The 23,021-nt window shown below is 56.1% G+C and carries 23 protein-coding genes and 1 pseudogene; 21 read left to right on the top strand and 3 right to left on the bottom strand.

Annotated elements, in window-relative coordinates:
* Positions 1 to 154 precede the first annotated feature (154 nt).
* The 13 genes and pseudogenes from ftsY to J4772_RS16795 all read left to right on the top strand — a co-directional run bounded on the left by ftsY (position 155) and on the right by J4772_RS16795 (position 13,407).
* On the top strand, positions 155 to 1,162 hold the full coding sequence (gene ftsY, locus J4772_RS16850; protein WP_209076283.1) for a signal recognition particle-docking protein FtsY: 1,008 nt from the start codon (positions 155 to 157) through the stop codon (positions 1,160 to 1,162).
* Between the two features lie 192 nt (positions 1,163 to 1,354).
* Entirely contained in the window at positions 1,355 to 1,705 is a 351-nt protein-coding gene (gene ylxM / locus J4772_RS16845; RefSeq protein ID WP_116059482.1) for a YlxM family DNA-binding protein, read from the top strand.
* 252 nt (positions 1,706 to 1,957) lie between these two features.
* Positions 1,958 to 3,340: a signal recognition particle protein gene (ffh, locus tag J4772_RS16840; protein WP_116059483.1), complete on the top strand. Its 1,383-nt coding sequence runs from the start codon at positions 1,958 to 1,960 to the stop codon at positions 3,338 to 3,340.
* A 49-nt stretch (positions 3,341 to 3,389) separates the two neighbouring features.
* Positions 3,390 to 3,662 (top strand): 30S ribosomal protein S16, encoded by a 273-nt coding sequence (gene rpsP, locus J4772_RS16835; RefSeq protein ID WP_094050759.1) that lies wholly within the window; start codon positions 3,390 to 3,392, stop codon positions 3,660 to 3,662.
* Between the two features lie 121 nt (positions 3,663 to 3,783).
* Complete coding sequence (locus J4772_RS16830) at positions 3,784 to 4,017, top strand: KH domain-containing protein (protein WP_116059484.1); 234 nt, start codon at positions 3,784 to 3,786, stop codon at positions 4,015 to 4,017.
* 158 nt (positions 4,018 to 4,175) lie between these two features.
* The gene (gene rimM / locus J4772_RS16825) at positions 4,176 to 4,697 is read left to right on the top strand and encodes a ribosome maturation factor RimM (protein WP_116059485.1); all 522 of its coding nucleotides are present in this window, start codon (positions 4,176 to 4,178) and stop codon (positions 4,695 to 4,697) included.
* Positions 4,697 to 5,473 (top strand): tRNA (guanosine(37)-N1)-methyltransferase TrmD, encoded by a 777-nt coding sequence (trmD, locus tag J4772_RS16820; RefSeq protein WP_209076280.1) that lies wholly within the window; start codon positions 4,697 to 4,699, stop codon positions 5,471 to 5,473. The genes rimM and trmD overlap by 1 nt, the downstream gene beginning before the upstream one ends.
* A gap of 178 nt (positions 5,474 to 5,651) precedes the next feature.
* Positions 5,652 to 5,996: a 50S ribosomal protein L19 gene (gene rplS / locus J4772_RS16815; RefSeq protein WP_116059487.1), complete on the top strand. Its 345-nt coding sequence runs from the start codon at positions 5,652 to 5,654 to the stop codon at positions 5,994 to 5,996.
* A gap of 77 nt (positions 5,997 to 6,073) precedes the next feature.
* The gene (lepB, locus tag J4772_RS16810; RefSeq protein WP_116059488.1) at positions 6,074 to 6,793 is read left to right on the top strand and encodes a signal peptidase I; all 720 of its coding nucleotides are present in this window, start codon (positions 6,074 to 6,076) and stop codon (positions 6,791 to 6,793) included.
* A gap of 94 nt (positions 6,794 to 6,887) precedes the next feature.
* On the top strand, positions 6,888 to 7,763 hold the full coding sequence (ylqF, locus tag J4772_RS16805; protein WP_209076278.1) for a ribosome biogenesis GTPase YlqF: 876 nt from the start codon (positions 6,888 to 6,890) through the stop codon (positions 7,761 to 7,763).
* Positions 7,764 to 7,864: 101 nt separating this feature from the next.
* Positions 7,865 to 8,392 carry a hypothetical protein gene (locus J4772_RS16800; protein WP_209076276.1) on the top strand — a complete coding sequence of 176 codons (528 nt, stop codon included), beginning with the start codon at positions 7,865 to 7,867 and terminating at the stop codon, positions 8,390 to 8,392.
* Between the two features lie 464 nt (positions 8,393 to 8,856).
* Positions 8,857 to 10,128 (top strand): annotated as a pseudogene (locus J4772_RS37565) (glycosyl hydrolase family 8); the annotation flags it as partial.
* The gene (locus J4772_RS16795; protein WP_371822903.1) at positions 10,102 to 13,407 is read left to right on the top strand and encodes a discoidin domain-containing protein; all 3,306 of its coding nucleotides are present in this window, start codon (positions 10,102 to 10,104) and stop codon (positions 13,405 to 13,407) included. The pseudogene J4772_RS37565 and the gene J4772_RS16795, both read left to right, overlap by 27 nt.
* 170 nt (positions 13,408 to 13,577) lie before the next feature.
* Here J4772_RS16795 and J4772_RS16790 read toward each other — a convergent pair whose 3' ends face one another.
* The gene (locus tag J4772_RS16790) at positions 13,578 to 14,003 is read right to left on the bottom strand and encodes a VOC family protein (protein ID WP_116059490.1); all 426 of its coding nucleotides are present in this window, start codon (positions 14,001 to 14,003) and stop codon (positions 13,578 to 13,580) included.
* 88 nt (positions 14,004 to 14,091) lie between these two features.
* Positions 14,092 to 15,273, bottom strand: a complete 1,182-nt coding sequence (locus J4772_RS16785; RefSeq protein WP_116059491.1) for an acyl-CoA dehydrogenase family protein — start codon at positions 15,271 to 15,273, stop codon at positions 14,092 to 14,094.
* Between the two features lie 204 nt (positions 15,274 to 15,477).
* Between J4772_RS16785 and J4772_RS16780 the strand changes: the two genes are divergently transcribed.
* Positions 15,478 to 16,242: a YheC/YheD family protein gene (locus J4772_RS16780; protein WP_209076272.1), complete on the top strand. Its 765-nt coding sequence runs from the start codon at positions 15,478 to 15,480 to the stop codon at positions 16,240 to 16,242.
* A 275-nt stretch (positions 16,243 to 16,517) separates the two neighbouring features.
* Positions 16,518 to 16,937 (top strand): thiol-disulfide oxidoreductase DCC family protein, encoded by a 420-nt coding sequence (locus J4772_RS16775; RefSeq protein ID WP_209076270.1) that lies wholly within the window; start codon positions 16,518 to 16,520, stop codon positions 16,935 to 16,937.
* Between the two features lie 57 nt (positions 16,938 to 16,994).
* Here J4772_RS16775 and J4772_RS16770 read toward each other — a convergent pair whose 3' ends face one another.
* Positions 16,995 to 17,369: a hypothetical protein gene (locus J4772_RS16770; RefSeq protein WP_209077681.1), complete on the bottom strand. Its 375-nt coding sequence runs from the start codon at positions 17,367 to 17,369 to the stop codon at positions 16,995 to 16,997.
* Between the two features lie 224 nt (positions 17,370 to 17,593).
* On the opposite strand from J4772_RS16770, the gene J4772_RS16765 reads away from it, so the two are divergent.
* From J4772_RS16765 to hflC, 6 genes are all read left to right on the top strand, one after another.
* On the top strand, positions 17,594 to 18,220 hold the full coding sequence (locus J4772_RS16765) for a ribonuclease HII (protein WP_246016422.1): 627 nt from the start codon (positions 17,594 to 17,596) through the stop codon (positions 18,218 to 18,220).
* A 129-nt stretch (positions 18,221 to 18,349) separates the two neighbouring features.
* Positions 18,350 to 20,203: a hypothetical protein gene (locus J4772_RS16760; RefSeq protein ID WP_209076269.1), complete on the top strand. Its 1,854-nt coding sequence runs from the start codon at positions 18,350 to 18,352 to the stop codon at positions 20,201 to 20,203.
* Positions 20,200 to 20,523, top strand: coding sequence for an EscU/YscU/HrcU family type III secretion system export apparatus switch protein (locus J4772_RS16755; RefSeq protein WP_116059497.1), 324 nt, complete (start codon positions 20,200 to 20,202; stop codon positions 20,521 to 20,523). Before J4772_RS16760 ends, J4772_RS16755 begins: the two co-directional genes overlap by 4 nt.
* On the top strand, positions 20,520 to 20,906 hold the full coding sequence (locus J4772_RS16750; protein ID WP_209076267.1) for a YraN family protein: 387 nt from the start codon (positions 20,520 to 20,522) through the stop codon (positions 20,904 to 20,906). Before J4772_RS16755 ends, J4772_RS16750 begins: the two co-directional genes overlap by 4 nt.
* A gap of 156 nt (positions 20,907 to 21,062) precedes the next feature.
* A complete protein-coding gene (gene hflK / locus J4772_RS16745) occupies positions 21,063 to 22,094 on the top strand; it encodes an FtsH protease activity modulator HflK (RefSeq protein ID WP_209076265.1) in 1,032 nt (343 codons plus the stop codon).
* Positions 22,091 to 22,957: a protease modulator HflC gene (gene hflC, locus J4772_RS16740; RefSeq protein ID WP_209076263.1), complete on the top strand. Its 867-nt coding sequence runs from the start codon at positions 22,091 to 22,093 to the stop codon at positions 22,955 to 22,957. The genes hflK and hflC overlap by 4 nt, the downstream gene beginning before the upstream one ends.
* Positions 22,958 to 23,021: the final 64 nt, after the last annotated feature.

Below are 23,021 nucleotides of genomic sequence, written 5' to 3'. Positions count from 1 at the left end.
GGACCTAGAAAGTGGCGCAAGAGGGCTGTAACGGTCTGCTAGACCGTTCGAGATTATAAGTTCGTCGAAATGATGGCGATTGTACGGTCGGCAACTCCCAAGCAGCGTAAAGGGAGTGCTCGCGTGCAATTGCAACAGGGTTGGAGGAGCGAGAATGGGTTTTTTTAAGAGGTTGAAGGAGAGCATTGCGTCCAAGACGGAGGCGGTGACAAGCAAATTCCGCGACGGTCTGGCCAAGACGCGCGACGCGCTCGTTGGTAAGGTAGGCGAGCTGTTTAGCCGCCGTAAAAAAATCGACGAGGAGTTTTTCGAGGAGCTTGAAGAAATTTTGATCGGCGCGGACGTCGGCGTGAATACGGTAATGGCGCTGATCGACGAGCTGCGCGATGAGGTGAAGAAGCGCAAAATTGAGGAGCCGGCTCAACTGCAGCCGATTTTGTCCGAGAAGCTTGTGGAGATGCTGCGGGGCTCGGGAGACGAAGTCGGTCTGAAGGAAAATCCGAACGGCATTACGGTTATCCTGTTCGTCGGCGTCAATGGAGTAGGAAAAACCACGACAATCGGCAAACTTGCCTGGCGCTACAAGCAACAAGGCAAGAACGTGCTGCTAGCCGCAGGCGACACGTTCCGCGCGGGAGCGATCGAACAGCTCGAAGTGTGGGGCGGGCGCGTTGGCGTAGACGTCATCAAGCAAGTCTCGGGCGCTGATCCGGCGGCTGTCATGTTCGACGCGGTTCAGGAAGCGAAACGGCGCAATGTCGACGTGCTGATCTGCGACACGGCCGGTCGTCTGCAGAACAAGCATAACCTGATGGAAGAGTTGGCGAAAATTCACCGCGTCATTCAGCGGGAAATTCCGAGCGCTCCGCATGAGACGCTGCTCGTGTTGGATGGAACGACGGGGCAGAACGCGCTGCAGCAAGCAAAGCTGTTCGGAGAGAAAAGCGGCGTAACCGGATTGGTGCTGACGAAGCTTGATGGAACGGCCAAGGGCGGCATCGTCATTGCGATCCGCAACGAGTTGAAGCTGCCGGTCAAGTTCGTCGGACTGGGAGAGAAGATGGACGATCTGCAGGAATTCGACGCCGATCAGTTCGTGCACGCTTTGTTCTCGGGCATGGCCGGAACCGAGGAGAAGGAAGACGACAATCCACAAGAATAGCCGTAAAACATTCAAATAAGTCTGTGAGAGGGATGTTAAGGTATTTTCCTTGACATCCTGTTTTCTTTTCGGTATGATAGGCGAAGCGTTAGAGATGTAAAGTCTTTTTCCTTGACACCGAAAGCACGGAGATGCGGATTAACGAACGACGAAATCGCATCGCGCGGCCAGGGAATGAGAGGAGCAGCCATTGTGAGCGGGGAGAACGCGCTTGAGAAGACGAACCGAATCAATGAGTTGTATGATTTTTACGGGCCCTTGTTAACCGACAAGCAGCAGACGTTCCTGAAATGTTATTTCCACGATGATTATACACTGGGCGAGATCGCCGAGGATTTCCGGATCAGCCGACAGGCGGTTTACGAGCACTTGAAGCGCGCCGGGCAGGTGCTGGAAGAGTACGAGGCGAAGCTTGGACTTGCGGCAAAACATAGCCGGCTGAACGCGGGAATCGACTTGCTGGAAGAGCAGATTGCCGGATTGCCGACAGAGTGGCGACAGTCTCTCGCAAGCACCGCAGCTTTGCTGAGAAGCGCGGAATGATTGGCACATCCGTAAAGTGCGGATAGCCGAGGCAATAAAAGTACATGTTCAAAAAGTTCGGTTTTCAGCACCGAGAAGATTGAACGAAGACCGGTGATGAGGAACGGAGCGTAGTGGAAGCTACGTGAGTACCGGAAGACCCGGCTGAGTCCAAGATTCGATGTCGAATCCGCTTCTTGAAACGCTTCGTGATCAAAATCGGACTTTTTGAACTACCTCTCAAAATAACCGTTCCGAAGGAGGGATGGGAAGATGGCATTTGAAGGATTGACAACCCGACTGCAGAACGTATTCGGGAAGCTGAAGGGCCGCGGCAAAGTTTCGGAGGACGACGTTAACGAAGCGATGCGCGAGGTGCGTCTCGCTCTGTTGGAAGCGGACGTAAACTTCAAGGTCGTCAAAGACTTCATCGCCAAGGTGAAGGAGCGCGCGACCGGCCAGGAAGTGCAGAAGAGCTTTACGCCGGCGATGGTTATTATCGATATCGTCAACAAGGAATTGACCGAGTTGATGGGCGGCACGCAGGAGAAGCTGGCGAAGGCGAACAAGCCTCCGACGGTCATTCTGATGGCCGGTCTGCAGGGTGCGGGTAAAACGACGCTGACAGGCAAACTGGCGAAACTGCTGCAATCGCAGAACCATAAGCCGCTGCTCGTCGCGGGAGATATTTATCGTCCCGCCGCGATCAAGCAGCTTGAGGTGCTTGGCGAACAGATCGGCGCTCAGGTGTTCACGCTGGGCGACAAAGTCAGTCCCGTCGAGATTGCGAAACAGGGCGTTCAACTGGCCAAGGATCAAGGCAACGATTATGTTCTGATCGATACGGCGGGCCGTCTGCAGATCGACGAAGAGCTGATGCAGGAAATCAAGGACATTCATGCGGCGGTTAAGCCGGACGAAGTGCTGCTTGTCGTCGATGCGATGACCGGCCAGGAAGCCGTCAACGTCGCCAAGAGCTTCCATGAGCAGCTTGCGTTGACCGGGGTCGTGTTGACGAAGCTCGACGGCGATACGCGCGGCGGCGCGGCGCTGTCGGTCAAAGCGGTAACCGGCTGCCCGATCAAGTTTGCTTCGACGGGAGAGCGGATCGATCAGCTCGAAGCGTTCCACCCGGATCGGATGGCTTCGCGGATTCTCGGCATGGGCGACATGCTGTCGCTGATCGAGAAGGCGCAGGAGACGATGGACAAGGATAAGGCGGCCGAGATGGAGCGCAAAATGCGCACCGCCGAGTTCACCTTCGACGATTTCCTCGAACAGATGGAGCAGGTGCGCAAGCTCGGACCGCTCGATCAACTGCTCGACATGCTTCCGGGCATGAGCAAGGTGAAGAACAACCCGAACTTCAAGATCGACGAGAAGCAGATCGCCCGCACGGAAGCGATCGCGAAGTCGATGACGAAGGCGGAGAAGCATAAGCCCGACATCATCAACTACAGCCGCCGCAAGCGGATTGCCGCAGGAAGCGGCACGACGCTGGCCGACGTCAATCGGCTGCTCCGGCAGTTCGAGGATATGAAGAAGATGATGAAGCAGTTTTCCGGCATGATGGGCCCGAAAGGACCGAAGGGCGGCATGAAGGCGCTCAAAGGCATGTTCGGAGGAAAAGGCAAAAACATGAAGTTCCCGTTCTAAAGAGAACAGGATTCCCCATTCCTACTCTTGTCAAGGAGGTGAAAGTCACATGGCAGTTCGCATTCGTTTGAAACGGATCGGCGCTCACAAAGCTCCGTTCTATCGCGTAGTCGTATCGGATTCCCGTTCCCCGCGCGATGGTCGTTTTATTGAAGAAATCGGCGTGTACAATCCGGTTGCTCAACCGGCTCAAGTACAAATCGACGAAGAAAAAGCGTTGAAATGGTTGCAAAACGGCGCACAAGCGTCCGATACCGTTCGCAACCTGCTCAGCAAAGCCGGCGTTTTGAAGAAGTTCCACGAATCCAAGCTCCAGAAGTAATCCTGTCACTAAGGAGCTGCGGCGAAATTAACGATACTTGATTTCGATGCAGTCTCCAAGGAGCTGCGGCGAAATGAGCGATACTTGATTTCAATGCAGTCTCTAACCGGAGGGCTGAGCCATGGAACAATTGATTCGGGTAATTGCCCGAGCGCTTGTGGATCACCCGGAAGACGTGCAGATACAGGTCAGGGAAGACGCGAGAGGCCTGGTGTACGAGCTTTCCGTGCATCCCGACGATGTCGGCAAAGTTATCGGCAAGCAGGGGCGCATCGCCAAGGCGCTGCGCACAGTCGTCTCATCCGCCGCCGTGAAGGAGCGGAGGCGCGTCATCGTGGATATTGTCTCGGAATAATAGGCTAAGAGGGCCGTATCGTGCGTCAGCATGGTGCGGTCTTTTGTCATGAACAGGACGAAAATGCGAGAGCCGTGCGGCTGCGGATGTTTGCGAATTCGGAGGCCAATGCGATATGATAGAGAGAGCTTTGGCGCATAATGGAAGGAGCTAGTTGCATGTCGGAGGGGCGTTTGCTTAACGTCGGAAAAGTTGTCAACACTCATGGAATCAAAGGGGAGCTGAAGATATGGCCCCAGACCGATTTTCCGGAGGTGCGGTTTAAGCAAGGCGGCAAGCTGCTGATGATTCCGCCCGAGGCGGGCGACCCGGTCATGATCGAGATCGTCTCGGCGCGCGAGCAGAAGAAGATGTACGTCTTAAAGATCAAAGGCTTCGACAATATTAATCAGGTCGAAAAATATAAGGGCTGGGAGCTTAAAGTAACCGAGGACGAGCGCGTACCGCTGGAAGAGGGCGAATATTACGTTCAGGATATCGTCGGCTGCGAGGTGGTCACGGAAGAAGGCGAGACGCTGGGCAAGGTGACCGATATTTTGTCTCCCGGAGCGAACGATATTTGGGTTGTCAAAATGCCCAAGGGCAAGGAGCTGCTGCTGCCGGTTATTGACGACGTTGTGCTCGACGTCGACGTTGCCGCGCGTAAAATCAAAGTGCATCTGATGGAAGGGCTGCTCTGATGCGGATAGACGTATTGACGCTTTTTCCGGAAATGTTCGCGGGCGTGTTCGGATCAAGCATTTTGGGCAAGGCGCACGACAAAGGCATTGTGTCGCTCAATACGCTTAATTTTCGCGACTTCGCCAATAATAAACACAACACGGTAGACGATATGCCTTACGGCGGCGGCGGCGGCATGGTGCTCAAGGCCGAGCCGATCTTCGGCGCGGTGGAGCATGTCCTGGAGAGGTCAAGGCGGGCGGAAGACGGAGAAGAAGCGCGCAAGCCGCGCGTTATTCTCATGTGTCCGCAGGGCAGACCGTTCACGCAGGAGATCGCCCGCGAGCTATCCGAGGAATCGCACTTGATTTTTATTTGCGGTCATTACGAAGGCTACGACGAGCGAATCCGCGAGCACTTGGTGACGGACGAGCTGTCGGTTGGGGATTACGTATTGACCGGAGGAGAGCTGCCTGCAATGGTCGTCACGGACGCGGTCGTTCGGCTGCTGCCCGGTGTGCTCGGCAACGAACAGTCGGCCGTTACAGACTCGTTTAGCGATGGCCTGCTTGAGTATCCGCACTATACTCGGCCTGCGGAGTTCAGAAGCTGGAAGGTTCCCGACGCTTTGCTGTCCGGACACCATGCGGAGATCGAGAAGTGGCGTAGGCGGCAATCGCTGGAGCGAACGCTCGCTCGCCGACCGGAGCTGCTGGACCGGGCCGAGTTGACCAAAGAAGAGCGGATATGGTTGGACGGCCTTCATGTGCAGCGGGAAAATTCGGCAGAAAATTGAACGTAACAGTTGTATTTTTGGGCGGGAATATGATATAATTTCAAATGTTGTTTTGTCTTCGTTCGGCTTCGGACAGACAAAATGGAACGAGTAGGACGGTCCTCTGCACGCCAAGATCCGAATGCAGGGTATTCGGGGAGCGGGGTACGAACGTCTGTTAGGGAAGGAGTGAACACAAATGAGCAATCTGATTCAAGCGATCACGCAAGAGCAGCTGCGTAAGGACATTCCAAGCTTCCGTCCTGGCGATACGCTGAAAGTGTACGTAAAAGTCGTCGAGGGTTCCCGCGAGCGTGTTCAGCTGTTCGAAGGCGTCGTAATCAAGCGCCGCGGCGGCGGAATCAGCGAAACCTTCACGGTTCGCAAAATCTCGTACGGCGTAGGCGTAGAGCGTGCCTTCCCGGTACATTCTCCGCGCCTGGAGAAAATCGAAGTGGCTCGCCGCGGTAAAGTTCGCCGCGCGAAACTGTACTACCTGCGCAACCTGCGCGGTAAGGCAGCACGTATTAAAGAAATTCGATAATGGACGACAGAGGAGGGCTTGGCGACGTTCAAGTCCTCCTTTTTGCATATTTACCAGAAAGCTAGAGGCGATTACGAATGGATCACAATGACAATTCCAAACCAAACGAATCGGCCGAGCTGGGAACGAACTCGGCCGCGGATGACCGCGCTGTTCATTCCGGCAGCGAGACGGAGACGTTTTCCGAGGCGACCCGGGGCAGCCGAAGCGCGAAGCCGCCGAAGCGCCAGGGGAATGAGCTGGTGGAATGGATCAAGGCGCTTGCGATCGCCGGCGTTCTGGTGCTCGTGATCCGCTGGTTTCTGCTTAGTCCTTTTATCGTCGACGGGCCGTCCATGGAGCCTAACTTTTGGAACCGCGAACGGATTATCGTCAACAAAATCATTTACGACATACGCGAACCGAAGCGCGGAGAAGTGATCGTGTTTCACGTGCCGGAGGAAGGCCGCGATTTTATTAAGCGGGTGATCGCGCTGCCTGGCGAGACGGTCAAGGTCGACGGCGATCAGGTATACATAAACGGAGAACCGCTTGACGAAACTTATTTGCAGGAAGCTTACGAAGAAGCTCATGCTCAGGGCGAGCTTTACAACCGCTATCGCGAAGAGCGCTCCAATTTTCCGAACGGTTCTTTTCCGGACGGAGTCGTGCCGGAGGGAACGGTGTTCGTGATGGGGGATAATCGCTCGAATAGCGAAGACAGCCGAATGATCGGATATATTCCGACGGATCGGATTGTCGGCCGCGCCGACTTGATTTTCTGGCCGATCAAAGATTTCAAGTTGGTCAAGCATTAAACCGATTATAGCAAACACAAGGGGCCATTCCCCGATCATCGCGCGATGACCGACGGGAAGGCCCCGTTGTTATAGGTAAGGAAGGTGAATCACCATGACGATTCAATGGTTTCCCGGGCATATGACCCGAGCGAGGCGGCAGATTGAAGAGAAGCTGAAGCTGATCGACGTCGTGTTCGAGCTGCTGGACGCCCGAATTCCAAGCTCCAGTCGCAATCCGATGATAGACGAGATTATAGGCGAGAAGCCAAGACTCGTGCTGCTTAATAAAGCGGACTTGGCGGATCCTGAGAAAACGACGGAATGGAGCCGTTTTTTTCGCGAGCAAGGCTTGGCCGTGCATGCGATCGACGCGAATGCGGGGGCGGGAGTCAAGGAGTTGGCCAGTAAGGCGAAAGAGCTGCTGAAGGAGAAGATCGATCGTCAGATCGCCAAGGGGATGAAGCCGCGCCCGATTCGCGCCCTGATCGTCGGCATTCCGAATGTCGGCAAATCAACGCTGATCAACCGGCTGGCCGGACGCAACATTGCCGTAACCGGAGACCGGCCCGGGGTGACAAAGGGGCAGCAGTGGATTCGTTTCGGGGGCGAACTGGAGCTGCTCGATACGCCGGGAATTTTGTGGCCGAGGTTCGAGGATCCTGTCGTCGGCAACCGATTGGCCGCGACGGGAGCGATCAAGGAAGATATTCTTCATCTGGACGAGGTCGCTTGTTTTGTGCTAAAAGTGCTGGTCGAGCAATATGGACAGGTACTCGGAGAGCGCTACGGTTTGACGGATCTGCCTTCCGAGCTGCCGGATATGCAGGCGGCCGTTGAGGTGCTGGAAAGCATCGGCAGGCGCAGAGGCTGCATTGTCAGCGGCGGCCATGTCGATTACGAGAAGGCGGCAACGGTGCTGCTGCGTGACTTGCGCTCAGGCAAGCTCGGTCGGATTACATTCGAAAAGCCGGAAGAGATGCAGATGTAATCCTAAAGCAACGCTAACGATCAAAGAATACGATCATCCAATCTCCGCGGGGTACCCCGTCGGGGATTTTTTTATGAGCCAGGGCATAGAGTGAAAAAACTATGACGGACCAATTCATGTGCAGGCCCCGCTTGCAAGGAAACATTCGCAAGGCGAGCTTTCCGAAAAAACATGTAACGCCATTCGAACTAACTGCTTCTAACGGCCTGGTAGACCGTTACGCGATCGAAATCGAGCAGATGGGCGCCTCTAACCGGTCTGAGAGGCCGTTCGCGATCGGATTTCAGCAATTGGACGTCTCTAACGGTCTGAGAGGCCGTTACGCGATCGGATTTGAGCAATTGGACGTCTCTTACGGTCTGAGAGGCCGTTACGCGATCGAAATCGAGCAGATGGGCGCCTCTAACGGTCTGAGAGGCCGTTACGCGATCGAAATCGAGCAGATGGGCGCCTCTAACGGTCTGAGAGACCGTTACATGATCGAAATCGAGCGGATGCCGCCCTCTAGCGGTCTGAGAGGCCGTTACGCGATCGGATTTGAACCGCTGGACGGTCTGCGGGACCCTTACGCGCCCTTTCGGACGTTCGACCTTTGCCAGAAGTCGGCAAAACCATCCCTTTTGGATTGAGATAGACTCACCTTCAATAATCCAACTTATATAGTCAGCTATGTGTAAGTCAGTTGGTCAGCCGTAGAAAAAATGTGTTGCATTCCATACAATGCTTCCAATATAATAAAGAAAGTTAAAGTGCTTTAACTTTTGGAAAGTAATCGTCGGTTTATTTCTGTTGTATACAAGAATCTTCATATTTTTTTAGACATAAAGTTAAAGCGATTAAACTATGTGATGATTTTAAGAGACTCGTCTGTCCAACCTTTTATCCACAGCGTGCAACGGATTGAGTGCGGCGATCAGCGGAGTTGCCCTGCAGAAGAAATTTGGTCGTCCCAGGATGGCACAGGCAGAGGCAGCTCATTTTTTATAGGTTAAAGCGCTTTAATTATAGATGGAGCGGTTTAACGATTATTCCGAAAGGAGGCCGCGATTACGTTTCGTTATGTTCAAATCTAATTAATCGGGAGGAGATTTGGATGAATTCTAAAAGGAAGTACTCGTCTATCGTATCGTCATTGCTGGTATTCGCCATGTTCGTGTCCGTATTGGGCTTGACTCCGCTCGCACCTGCCAATACGGCCTACGCGGCGGCCCCGTCGCGGCCCTTCCCGCAGGCGGTGAACTATCCGGGCATTACAAAACCGAACAATGTGACGCAGGCGGCAATGAATGCCTCGGTCGCATCGTATTATAACAGTTGGAAATCCAGTTACTTGAAGAACAATCTGAGCTCTCTGCCGGGCGGCTATTATGTCAAAGGCGGGGTAACGGGACCTACGGAAGGCTACAATGCGCTGGGATCGTCGGAGGGGCAAGGTTACGGCATGATTATTACCGTGCTTATGGCCGGACACGATCCGAATGCTCAGACGATTTATGACGGTTTGTTCAAGACGGCCAGAGCGTACCACAGCAAGAGAAATGCCAATCTGATGGGCTGGATCGTCGCGGATGCCGCCGGCGCACAGGGTCACTATTCTTCGGCAACGGACGGAGATATGGACATTGCTTACTCGCTGATTTTGGCCGATCGGCAGTGGGGTTCAAGCGGCACGATCAATTATTTGGCCGAAGCGCAAAATATGATTACGAACGGAATCAAAGCCAGCAATGTCACGACAGGCAACCGATTGAATCTGGGCGATTGGGATTCGAAAACCGCGCTCAATACTCGGCCTTCGGACTGGATGCTGGGTCATATGCGAGCGTTCTACGCCGTGACGGGCGATCAGACTTGGCTGAACGTCATCAACAACTTGTACACGGTCTATAGCGACTTCAGCAGCAGCTATTCTTCTACTACCGGCCTAATATCGGATTTCGTCGTCGGGAACCCGCCGCAGCCGGCTCCGTCCGACTACTTGGGCGAATTTCTGGAAACGAACGAATACAACTACAACGCCTGTCGGATGCCTTTGCGCATCGTGATGGATTATGCCGTGTCCGGAGACGCGCGCGGGAAGGCGATTGTCGACAAAATTGCTACGTGGATCAAAGGAAAAACAAGCAGCAACCCGAACAATGTGAAGGACGGCTACAAGCTTAACGGCACGGTGACCGGCTCGGCCAGTTATCCGGCAGCCGTATTCGCAGCTCCGTTCATTGCTGCGGGAACTGCCAGCAGCAGCAACCAGGCGTGGGTGAATACCGGTTGGAGTTGGATGATCAATCAGACGGACGGCTACTACAGCGATTCCTACAATCTGATGACGATGCTGTTCATGTCCGGCAACTGGTGGAATCCGATTGCGGCAAGCGCGCCGGATACCCAGGCGCCGACGCAGCCGACCGGGCTGACGGCGATAGCCGCATCCGGTACGCAGATTAATCTGAGCTGGACGGCGTCGACAGACAATGTCGGAGTGACCGGCTACAAAATTTTACGTAATGGGACGCAGGTAGGAACGGCAACAGGTACGACTTTCAGCGATACCGGGCTTGTTCCGCAGACCAGCTACAGCTACGCGGTATCCGCTTATGATGCCGCCAACAATCAATCGACGGCCAGCGCTGCCGCCAGTGCGACCACGCTGCAAGGCTCATCTTATGTGAACCTTGCGCTCGGAAAAACGGCTACCGCCAGCTCGATCGAAGGCTCGGGGTTTGAAGCGGCCAAAGCGGTGGACGGCAACGGTACGACTCGTTGGGCGAGCGTGGAAGGGTCAGATACGCAATGGTTCGCGGTCGACCTAGGCGCTGTGCACAGCATCGGCAAGGTAAAGCTCTTATGGGAAGCTGCGTACGGCAAGAGCTATAAGATTCAAACTTCGACGAACGGAAGCTCTTGGTCGGATGCTTATAGCACGACATCCGGCGATGGCGGAACGGACGAAATTACGTTTGCGGCAAGAGACGCGCGTCACGTCAGAATTTCCGCCACGAAGAGAGGCACGTCCTACGGCTATTCCCTGTTCGAATTCGAGGTATGGCCTTCAGGAAACGCGCCGGCCGATACGACCGCTCCGACAGTGCCCGGCAATCTCGCCGTAACAGGTACTTCATCTTCTACCGTATCGCTGTCCTGGAGCGCTTCGAGCGACAACGTCGGTGTAACGGGATACGAGGTATACCGCGGCTCTACGCTGGCCGCAAGCGTGGCCGGAACGAGCGCGACGGTTAGCGGATTAACTGCCGGCACGTCGTATTCGTTCACTGTGAAAGCCAAGGATGCGGCAGGCAACGTCTCGGCGGCCAGCAGCTCGATAAGCGCAACAACGCTTCCGAACAGCCCGGTCGGCACCGCGCCTAAGCTGATCAATATGACGTTTAACGGCGACCCCCGGACGAGTGTTGCCTTCGCCTGGTATACGAATCTGATGACGGGGTCGGTCGTTCGGGTGGTGGAAGCTGCGGCAGTGGTCGGCAACGTTTTTCCGGCGCAGGGAACGTTGACCTATCAGGGCACGGCGGAAACGATTCAAACCTATGTCACAAAATCCGATCGCAGCTCCAACAACAAAAAGAGCTTTGTCAGTCATAAGGTCATTGCGGATCAATTGACGCCTGGAACCGCTTATAAGTTCCAAGTAGGCAACGGTGCCGCGGACGGATGGGGGCCGATCGGTTCCTTCACGACGGATCACGCCGTGAATCAACCGTTTCATTTTATCGCCGGTTCCGACTCCCAGGCTTCCAGCGAGTCCAGCTTTATGCCCTGGGCGGACACTTTCACTAAAGCGATCAATACGATCGGATCTCCCAAGTTTCTGATTAATGCCGGAGATTTGGTCGACAACGGCGATCTGGAGGAGCAGTGGCAGTGGATGTTGGGTGTGGCGCAAAACTCGTTGCTGCAAGTACCGATCGTACCTGTGCTCGGCGGGCATGAAGTTCTGGATTATCAGGGAGATACGACAACGGCGAACAATAATTTTTACAACCATTTCAATTTGCCGCGGCAGACGATCGCGAATACGCATGACGGTTCCGTCTATTCGTTCGAATACGGCGATGCGCTGCTCCTCGTTTTTAACTCGCAATTCGAAGGGAAATTGAGCAGCAACGGCAGCGCCACTAATGTCGATCCGCAATTTTGGGATCAGGTGCAGTGGATGAAAAACACCGTGGCCAGAAGCGACAAGAAGTGGAAGTTCGTGACGTTCCACAAAGGTCCTTATTCGGCAGGGGACAATTCAGGGCAATATGAAGACAGTCGGGTAAAATTTTATAAGAAATATTTAGTTACCGCCTTCGACGAGATGGGCATCGATATGGTGTTCGAAGCGCATGACCATATGTATATGAGGTCGTACCAGATGTATAACGATCAGGTCGTCCCGACATCTTCAATCACGTACGATGCTAGCGGCAATGCGGTCAATCCGAAAGGGACCATCTATCTGATGTCCAACTCTCTCGGCAACAAGTTTTATGAGAAATATCCGGGTTATAACGATTATTTCGCCGCGATCAACACGCAGCCGCGGAAAAAGATGTTTACCGATGTATCGGTAGCTCAGGATACGCTCTCCTTCGTCGCTTATACAGCGGCAGAGGGAGCCTCGGTTGCCGCCTACGATCAATACGGCATCAAGCGGACGGACGGCAAGCCGCAGCCGGTAGCGGGCGCAATGGCTGCAGTAAGCGGCAATCAGTTGACGCTTACCTGGAGCTTGCCGTCAACCGGCGAGCCGGTTCGCGGATTCCGAATTTACGAGCAGACCAACAAGCTGGACGGCGTAACCGGTAAAGCCTATTGGAGCGCGTATATTCCGGTTGAACAAAATCGGGTCTCCTACTCCTATACGATCAGCAACGTCAACTCCGCCGAAAATTACAATCTGGTCATCAAGGCGGTTGGCGTACGCAACAACTCCGATCCGGTCGTTTTATCGTCGCAGAACGGAAATACCGATACGCAGGCGCCAACGCAGCCGGCCGGGCTGACGGCGACGGCGGTATCCGGCTCGCAGATCGATCTGAGCTGGACGGCGTCGACGGACGATGTCGGGGTGACCGGCTACAAGGTTTACCGCAACGGAGTTCAGGTAGGTATGGCAGCGGGTACGACGTTCAGCGACACGGGGCTGACTCCGCTGACCGGGTACAGCTATACGGTGTCGGCCTATGATGCCGCGGGCAACGAATCGGCGGTCAGCGACATAGTCGGCGCGACCACGCTGCAAGGCTCGCCGAACACGGACCTGGCGCTAGGAAAGTCGATTACGTCCAGCTCGATCGAGGGTTCGGGGTTTGAGGCGGCCAAAGCGGTGGACGGTGACGGAACGACCCGCTGGGCGAGCTTGGAAGGCTCCGATCCGGAATGGATCGCGGTCGATCTGGGAGCCGTACACAGCATCGGCAAGGTGAAGCTTGTATGGGAAGCAGCATACGCGAAGAGCTACAAGGTGCAACTGTCGACGGACGGAAGCGCTTGGACGGACGCCTATAGCACTTCGTCCGGAGACGGGGGAGTAGATGAAATTACGTTTGCCGCGATGGATGCGCAATACGTAAGAATCTATGGTACCCAGAGAGGCACGCCTTACGGTTATTCGCTGTATGATTTTGAAGTTCGCGCGGCCTAACTCGACTAGGTCGGTCTAGATCGTCAAACGGCGGTTTGCCAAAAACCAAAAGGATCGTCAGGGAAGAGGTCCCCCGGCGATCCTTTTGGTTTTGGCGAAATCATCTATGGTTGGCTGAACTGTCTGCGGATGTTGCGCTGCTTCCAAGGAAGGCGAAGAAGTCGCTTAGTTTAAGCTTGTTCGCTCACCAAGGAGAACTGCCAAGAGATGCCGTACTTATCGGTCAAGCTGCCGTACACCTTGCTCCAAGGCACTTCTTGAAGCTCCATCATGACGGATCCGCCTACTTTCAGCTTGTGGAAGGCGTCTCTGATCGCATTTTCGTCGTCGAGGACGAGAGCCAGCGAGAAGTGGTTGGTTCCCTGTTGATAAGGCATTCCAGGAAAAGTGTCGGAGAACATCAACATGCTGCCGCCGATGTTCAAAAACGTGTGCATGACCCGATCTTGCGCTTCCGGAGGAAGCGGATAGTTGGGATCGGCAGGCATCGAGCCGAACGTCTGAATGACGGGCTCCTCAAGGCCGAACACCTCGGCATAGAAAAGCGCGACCTCCCGAGTATTTCCGTCGAAATTCAAGTAGGCATTTAACGGCACACAGCTCACTCCTTATCGAAATGGGGTTCGAAAGGAATCATATCATAATTGTTGTCCTATAGCAAACGTACGTTCTTGTTTGGGGCGATTAAGCGCTCGGGGGCGTCGTTGCGACAGCTTCCCCGAGAGCGGAGTCGGTCAGCAATTGCAGCACAACGTTGTCCATCGGCGGATTGTGCAGGCCGGCGCGTACGTCGCGATAATAGCGCTCTAGCGGCGAACGGCGGGACAGACTGCCGCCTCCGACGATTCGCATCGCCAAGTCCACAATTCGGATAGCGCTGTTGACGGAGGCATACTTGGCCAAGCCAAGCTCCGGTCTTAACGAGGGCCGCCGACTCCGCTCGCGATCCCAACGCTCCGCCGCTTCGTACAGCAGCGCGCGGGCCGTTCTTAGCTCGACTTCCATCTCGCCGATTGTGTGCCGGACGGTAGGAAGGGAGGAGATGGGCTCGCTTAACGTATTCGGTCGGTACGTGCGGGCAAATTCCAGGGCATAGTCTCTAGCCGCGCGAGCGATGCCGATATAGCAGGCGGGAATATGCAGCAGCCAGCCCCCTCCGTCGTCTTCGGCTTTGCCGGCAATTCTGCGATCCTCTCCGACGAATACTTCATCCAGCACGACATCGTGGCTCCCGGTCGCCCGCATTCCGAGCGTATCCCAGGTTTCGACGATGCTTACCCGCTCCGTCCGTTCTACGAGAAATTCGCCCGGACAATTTTCATCAGGCACGTAGGCGGTCACGACAAAACGATCGAGAATCGGAGACAGCGTGCTGAACGTTTTGCGTCCCGTAATGCGCCAGCCGCCATCGGTCCTAACGGCGATTGTCTCGGGACGGCCGCCTCTGCTCGGACTGCCCGATGCCGCTTCGCTCGCAAAAGTGTTGATCATCTTTCCGTCCGAGACGATGGAACGGCACAACTCGGCGAAGAGAGGTTCTTGCCACTTGCCGCTTGAACGAAAGTGAAGCACTTGGCCGATATGCCAGCCAACGGCGAGAGCGGTTGAGCCGTCGCCGTATGCCAGCCGTTCCTGCAGCTGAACAAGGTTGTACAGCGACAATTCGTCGCCTCCGTAACGCTTCGGAACCGTGATTTTCAAATAGCCTGCTTCTCGCAGCTCCGCGAAGTTTTCGAAGGGAAACGAGCCCTCCCGATCATGTCGCTCCGCTCGTGTCGCGAACCGGGACGCCAATTGTTCCGCCCAAGCTGCGAGGGCCTGCTCCTCGTCGTTTCGAATATAGGGATCTTGCCATGATGATGTCATCGGCTGGTCGCTCTCCTTTATGCCGCAGTATCGCTTTTCTTAATTATACCTGTCGGGGAGCCGAACGGTCATCCCGGAGGAGCCATTCAGGCAAATATTCTCCTTCCGATTCGTATTGAAAAGTACGCTTGCGCTGTGACGGGCAGCCGGCAGGTTTACATATTCTATTTTGTCAGGAGTAAGCGAAAAAAGGAGGGGAGGCAAGTGAAGTACGCCAGCAAGTCGATCGCAAGCAAGTGGAGAAAAACCGGATGGATGCTGGGCGATTCGAGTTTGCGGCCTTTCGTTCCGGAGACCCGGTTATTCGGAAGAGCAAGTTTGGAGGCGATGTTAAGCCGATACGCAGTCGTATATTTCAAACCCTCAAGAGGAACCGGGGGGAAAAAGATCTCGCGCATTGAACGGATCAAGGCGGGAAGCTATCGCTTAAAGGGGACGGGCGGGAATCGAAGCGGATTGTCGGCGGACGAGCTGTACGCACGGTTGAAGTCGCTCGCGGGCGGCAAGCAGTACTTGCTGCAGCGAGGCATTGATCTGGCGCATACCGGCGGGAAGCCGTTCGATCTTCGCGTCATGGTTCAGAAGGACGGAAGCCAATGGGTTACGACGGCGCTGTTCGCCAAAATCGGGAAAAAAGGGAGGGTCGTTACGAATTATCATAGCGGAGGGAAAGTGGCCGGCTTTAAGAAAACGATGAAGGGGGCCGGTTACTCGGAATCTTCGGCCGGCGAAGCACAGCGAAAGCTGGGGCAGATCGGCGAAGCGACGGGCCAATGCTTCGATCGCCATCGGGACGGTTTTCGCGAGATCGGCCTCGACGTGGCGGTCGACAAGGCGGGTCGTTACTGGGTCCTCGAAGCGAATACGCGGCCGCAGTATTATCCTTTAAAAAGCGTGGACAGATCGGCATACCGACGCATAATCGACTATGCCAAAAAGTACGGACGGGTTAAAGGTAGAAGGAAATAGAAAATAGAAAATAGGAAATGGGAATAGGAAGCTTCGGGAGAGAAGGAAACTGAGGGCGGTTTTCGGGAGAGCAGAGAAGCTTGGGGTGGCTTTCGGTAAAGCGGAGACGCTTGGGTGGAGGAAATTGTGTTGGGATCACGGAGAGCATAAGAAGCTTGTGATGCGCAGACGCCGTACGCCGCGGCTAGATTGATCTACGGCCTGCTTGGCCTGCCCTGGTCTGTGCGGGAGCGGAAAATAGAGGTACAATGAAAGCAAGAAAGGGGACGGTGGTCATGAAGCGCACAAGCAATCAATCCGAGCCGATCGTATTGCTAATAGACGGACACTGCAACATGTGCCACGGTCTTGCCAAATTTGTCGTGGGCCGGGACAAGCGTGCGGTTTTTCGCTTTGCTTCGCTGCAGTCGGAATTGGGACGACGCTTGCTGAAGGAGGGCGGCATGCCGGAGGACGCGCTGGAAACGTTCGTCATGGTCGATAACGGAAAGTATTATACGAAATCAACGGCGGCGCTGCGAATCGGCAGGAAGTTGGGCTGGCCGTGGTCTGTCGCTTATCCGGCGATCGTCGTGCCGCGTTTCGTGCGCGACCGGGTATATCGCTTTGTCGCGCGCCGGCGCTATCGCTGGTTTGGCCGCAGCGAGAGCTGCCTTCTGCCGACCCCGGATATGCGTTCGCGGTTTCTGGAGTAGCTGCGTCTCGAAAAAAGGGGATATGTGCCGGGCTTGTCCGGTACATATCCCCTTTGATTATATTTTTCTCAGCTCGGCAATATCCGCCTCATGGGAGATGGAACGAACGGATAGGCGCTCCAAAATTTTCTGTTGCTCCTTCTGAATGTCAAGCAACGTTTGTTGGCCCGATTTGAGTTGACTTGAGTCTTGTTTGAGGATAAAAACATCGTCTTTGAGAATGGTTACGTCTTGCTTGAGGAAAGAAACGTCGTCTTTAAGAATAGCTACGTCTTCCTTAACTTGATGAACTTCCTCTGTCAGCTCCTCCAGCTTCGCATTGGTTGCCCCGACAATGTGGATCAACTGTCGAATGTGCTCTCCCTGACTGTTTAGCTGAAGTTGAAAGTCGTTCATCTTGCTTAACAGAAGATCCAGCTTCGCCTCGCTCACGAGCCCTGCCCCCTTTTCGGCAAATAAAAGAGATTCAATATGAAATGAGTTGTGAATACGAACGTATGTGCTGTGTTTAAAGTATACCGGAAATGAAGGGAATCTGCAAGGCGGATTGGGTTGGGAGAGAGACGAACGACAGGGAAGCGGGGGCAAAAAAAGGCTTGGCATATAGGCGGCGATAACGGACAATGGGAAGGAAGAGGTTTGGGGAGGAACATGCAATGGAACAATTCAACCGATTGTCCTACGAGAGCGAGCTGTGGTCGCGGGGATTGACGGCCGTAGCCGGCGTGGACGAGGTCGGACGGGGCTGTCTGTTCGGAGATGTGGTGGCGGCCGCGGTCGTGCTGCCTGTCGGGCTCGTACTGGAGGAAGTCAACGATTCGAAGCAAATTAGCGAGAAAAAACGGGATAGGCTTTACGAGTTGATTATAGAGGAAGCATTGGCGTGGTCGGTGGCGAGAGTCGAGCCGTCCGTCATCGATAAAATCAATATACGACAGGCGTCGAGGCTGGCGATGAAGCAGGCGGTATTGGGGCTCGGCATTGCGCCCGAGCATCTGCTCGTCGATGCGGAGAGCATCGATCTCGACATTGCCCAGACGGCCATTATTAAAGGAGACAGCTTAAGCCAGTCGATCGCGGCGGCATCCATCGTTGCTAAGGTCACGAGGGATCGGCTGTGCGCGGAAGTGTGGGATGCGCTGTATCCCGGCTACGGTATCGCGGTACATAAAGGCTACGGGACGAAAACGCATCGTCAGGCATTGCTGGATTTAGGGCCGACGCCGCTGCATCGACGGAGCTTTCTGAAGGGACTAAGCGTCGAGCAGCAAGTGCTGTTCTAAGCAAGGAACGCGATTCACGAAAGGCTTTCCGGGTGCCGATACATAAAGTACGAGTATAGAGGATTATCAAAAGCGGACTTTTTGAACCCCTTTTTTTAAGGGGGAGGGTGTTTGCGGGGAGGGAAAGACATGAGCATGAACATCGGTCCGATGCTGCGGGCGTTAATGGGCGATGCCGTGCCGACGGACAGCCGTTCGCTGGAGCTGAGAATCGGTCAAATCGTCAGAGGCGTGCTTCTGGAAATGTTGGACAACGAGGAGGCTCTCCTAAATATTAACGGCGTGCAGGTGAGAGCGAAGCTGGACGCCGAAATGCCGCTCGGCAGGGGCACGCTGCTGCAGGTTCAGCCCGGCGGGGCCGGGGGCCTTGTAACGTTGAAGCCGCTGAACGACGCCACGGACGCGCTGCCGGAAGAAGGTTTGAAGGACGTGCTGAAATCGTTCGGCTTGTCGGATCAGAAGTGGGCGATGGAGCTGGTGCGCGGGCTGAAGCGGGACGGGTATCCGATCGGGAAGGATACAGCTGCGAACTTTAATGCGGCGATGGCCATGAAGCCGTCCGGGGTCGACGCGGAATCGTGGGCGAGCGCGGCGGACGTTGCGTTCCGCCGTGGATTGAAACCGACAGAGACGACGCTGGCGTCGCTCAGGCAAGCGCTGTCCGGACCGCCGATTCACGAGGAGCTGGCGAGCTTTCGCGCGGCGCTGGACGGCTGGATAAACAGCGGAGGGGGCAAGGCGGCCTCCCCGGAAGCGGCGGCATTAGGACAGCGGCTAGCCGCTTTGCTGACGCAGGGAGCATCTATTCTGGCGGAGGGAGAGGCGCTGCTGACGAGCGAGCCTCAAGCGGGCAAAGGCGAAGCGGCCGCCAAGGCGGAAGCAGGCGCAGCGCCGCGCGACGCCGCCGCGGCTGCGCGTGCTGGAGGCGAGCCGGGCAGAGCCGCGGCCGACGCAACCCCTGCTCGCGGCGACGGAGCCGCAGCCGCGGGAAGAGCAGCCGCTCCGCCGCTAGCCGGCAGGGGCGGCGCGCAGGCTGCGCCTGCGCAGATGCAGCCGGAAGCTTCGCGCCCGGCTGCAGATCCTGCGGCCGCCGCCCGGCTCCCGGCGGCCGAAGAGCGGGCAGCGGCGGCGGGAAGCCGCCCCGCTGCCCAAGACGGCGCGGACGGCCGCCGCGCCGATGGCCGTGCCGACGCCGCTGCTGCGGGACAGCAGCAGGCGTCGGCGGCGGCAAAGCCGGAAGCGGCGTGGATCGGCCGCTTCCTGCAATGGCTCGGCGTCGGGCATGAGCGTCAGCTCCTGCACGCCGCCGATGCGAGATTGCCCGGCGGCCTTCCGGACGCCGGGCCTAACCCGGCCGCGGCAGGGACGCCTGCGGGGGCTGACGCCCCCGGGCAGGAGGCGCGGCCGGCCGCGGAGACGCTCAAGGGCGCGCTGCTTGCCCTTGCGGCGCGAGACGACGTGCCGCCGGCGCTGCGCGAGGCGGCGCAGACGCTGGCAAGCCAGGTGACCGGCCAGCAGTTGCTGCTCTCCTCCGATCGGGGCATGGCGGCGCCCTTCAGCCATATGACGCTGTTCGTTCCCATGCGCGGATCGGACGGCGACACGACTGCAACCGTCCATGTGCAGACGAGGCGGGGACGCCGCGGCGAGTGGGATACCGACAACTGCCATCTGCTGTTCGACCTGCGCATGCGTTACCTTGGGGGTACTGTCGTTGACGTACAGGTCGTCGATCGGATCGTGTCCTTGAAGCTGCTGAGCGATTTTCCCGGCATGGCGGATCTGATTGAAGGCGCGAGGGAGGAACTGGCGGAGGGAATGTCAACTGCCGGCTTCCAGTTGCTGTCGCTGACTTCGTCTCCGCTGCCGCAGTGGAAACTCGGCTCGATCGCCGCTTCCCAAACGGTCGATTCCGCGCATAAAGCGGTAGCCGCCGGAGCTTACGCCGCCAAACCGTATAAGGGAGTCGACTATAGAGCATGAACGAGGCGGGTCCGGACAACAAAAAGTACATTCCGAAAAAAGCCGTCGCACTGAAATACGAGCCCGAGAAAAGCTCGGCCCCGGTCGTGATCGCCAAAGGCCAAGGCGTAATCGCGGAAGAGATCATGCGGCGGGCGCAGGAGCACGGCGTTCCGCTGCAGGAGGACTCTTCTCTGGTGGAGGTGCTTTCCAAGCTCGATTTGAATCAGGAAATTCCGCCGGAACTGTACAGGCTGGTCGCCGAGGTGCTTAGCTTCGTGTACCGCTCCGATCGTCGCGCCGGCCTGAAAGCCAAGGGCGGCGGGGAGGGCGGGTCATGAAGAAGAATGGCGGCGAGGCGAAGGACGGCAGGGCGGCCGTCGGCCGCGCCGGCGAGGAGGCGGCTGCGGCCTATCTCGCCGAGGCCGGGCTGATCGTGGAGCGGCGCAATTGGCGCTGCCGTTCCGGCGAGCTGGATTTGATCGCCCGGGACGGAGATATTGTCGTCTTCGTGGAGGTTCGTTCGCGGACAGGCGCTTCCCGTTTCGGTACGGCGATTGAGGCGGTAACGCCGCGCAAATGCCGCCAGGTGCGCGGCTTGGCGGAGATTTATTTGAGAACGCAAGCGGACGCCGCGGATACCGTGCGCTTCGACGTCGTGGCCGTGACTTTCCGCAGCGACGGCTCCGTGTCGGAAATCCGCCACATTCCGAACGCCTTTTGACGTCTCCGCCGCAGCAAAAACACCCGCCCTTCGGGGCGTTTTTTTGTTCGCGGCTTACCCCCGAACCCCGATTGGAAAATGAGTTGAAACGTAACAGCCGCCTAACACGTAACAAATAAAGACACTTTGAAAACCGACGAGGAGGAACAAAGCCGCATGGAACTGGTAAAAATACCGAAACGGCAAGAAAATCCGCTCAACCTGCCGCCGGGAATGCTGAAGAAGATCATTATCGGGGTCGTTGCGCTAGTCGCCGTGGTGATCGGATCTTCCAGCTTCTACACGGTACAGGAGCAGGAGCGCGCCGCCATACTGACATTTGGCAAATATACGGGGGAGTCGACGGCAGGGCTGCACTTCAAATGGCCTTATCCGATCCAGAAGGTCGTCATCGTGCCGGCGGAGCTGACGCAGCGCATTCATATCGGTTATCGCGTAAACGGAGACGTCTCGACGCCGGTAGAGGAAGAGGCGATGATGATTACCGGGGACGAGAACATCGTATCCGCGGACGCCGTCGTCCAGTGGAAAATCAGCAATGTCCGCGATTATTTGTACAATATCAGCGATCCGGAGCAATTTTTGCGCAACGCGGCCAGCTCCTCCATCCGTTCCGTCATCGGCTCGGAGAAGCTCGATTACGCGATTACGGACGGGAAGACGGTAATCCAGGACAAAGTGCGTGAGAAGTTGCTGGAGCTGCAAAACAAATACCACACCGGCATCCAGATCATCGACATCAAGTTCCAGGATATCGAGCCTCCCAGCGGCCAAGTAGAGGAAGCGTTCCGTGCGGTTACGAACGCCCGCGAGGAGAAGAATACGAAGATCAACAACGCGGCGAAATACGAGAACGACAAAATTCCGAAAGCGCGCGGCGAAGCCCAGGCGCAGTTGGAGAACGCGGAAGCGGTGAAGAAGTCGCGGATTTTGAACGCGCAAGGGGACGTCGCCCAATTCAACGCGATTTACGCGGAGTACGCGAAAAACAAAGGCATTACCGAAAGCCGTCTGCTCATGGAGACGCTGGAGAAAATTTTGCCTAAAGCGAAGATCATCATCTCCGACTCTGCGTCCGGTGATACAGTCAAATATTTGCCGCTTAACGAGCTGCTTCGGAACTCCGGCTCCGCTTCGGGCGCTTCCGGCTCGGCGGGCGCACAGCAGCAAGGAGGAACGTCGCCATGAACAAAAAACTCTTGATTTGGGCGGGGTCGATCATTCTTGCCCTCATTCTCGTCGGAGGTTCTCTCTTTGTCGTCAAAGAAGGGGAGTACAAAGTCGTGCTGAAGTTCGGCGAGGCGGTGCGGGTGGAAAGCAGTCCGGGCCTTTATCTCAAAATTCCGTTTATCGAGGACGTCTCTCCGCTGCCGAAATACCAGATGACGTACGAGAGCAACCCGACCTCGATTTTGACGAAGGACAAGAAGCCGATTATCGTCGACAACTACACCGTATGGAGAATCAGCAATCCGCAAAACTTCCTGAAAACGGTCCAGACGGTCGGCGGGGGCATTCAGCGAATTGACGAAGCGGTGTACAATTCCGTCCGGCGCAAGCTTTCAGAGGTCAACTATGATAATATAATTAGCGAGAATACGGCGCGAGGCAACATTAACGACGATATTACGAAAGACGTAGCCGACGCGATCATCCGCGACAATTACGGCATCGAGATCGTCGACGTGCGCATCAAGCGGACGGATTTGCCGGAGAGCAACAAGGAGAGCGTCTACAACCGGATGATTTCCGACCGTCAGGCGATCGCCGCGCGCTACTTGTCCGAAGGCGACGAGGAATCGCGGAAAATCACGTCGAAGGCCGACCGTACCGCTACCGAGCTGTTAGCCCAAGCCGAGGCGGACGCGAAGAAGATCGTCGCGCAGGGCGAGCAGGAAGCGGCGCAAATCTACAACCAGGCCTACGGCAAAGATCCCGAGTTTTACAGCTTTTATCGGACTTTGCAGAGCTACGTGACGACGCTGAACAACGAGCCGGTCATATTGCTGCCTATCGATTCGCCGTACACTCGCATATTATTGGGCAAGTAAGGAACTGCAGCGAAGTTAGCGACCTTAATTTTGAGGCAGTCTCCAAAATCATTGCTTGACCTGG

It is taken from the genome of Cohnella sp. LGH (assembly GCF_017671885.1).
Taxonomy (GTDB): Bacteria; Bacillota; Bacilli; order Paenibacillales; family Paenibacillaceae; genus Cohnella; species Cohnella phaseoli.
Note: the sequence above shows the minus strand (reverse complement) of the source record. Positions and strands in the feature narration are given on the sequence as shown.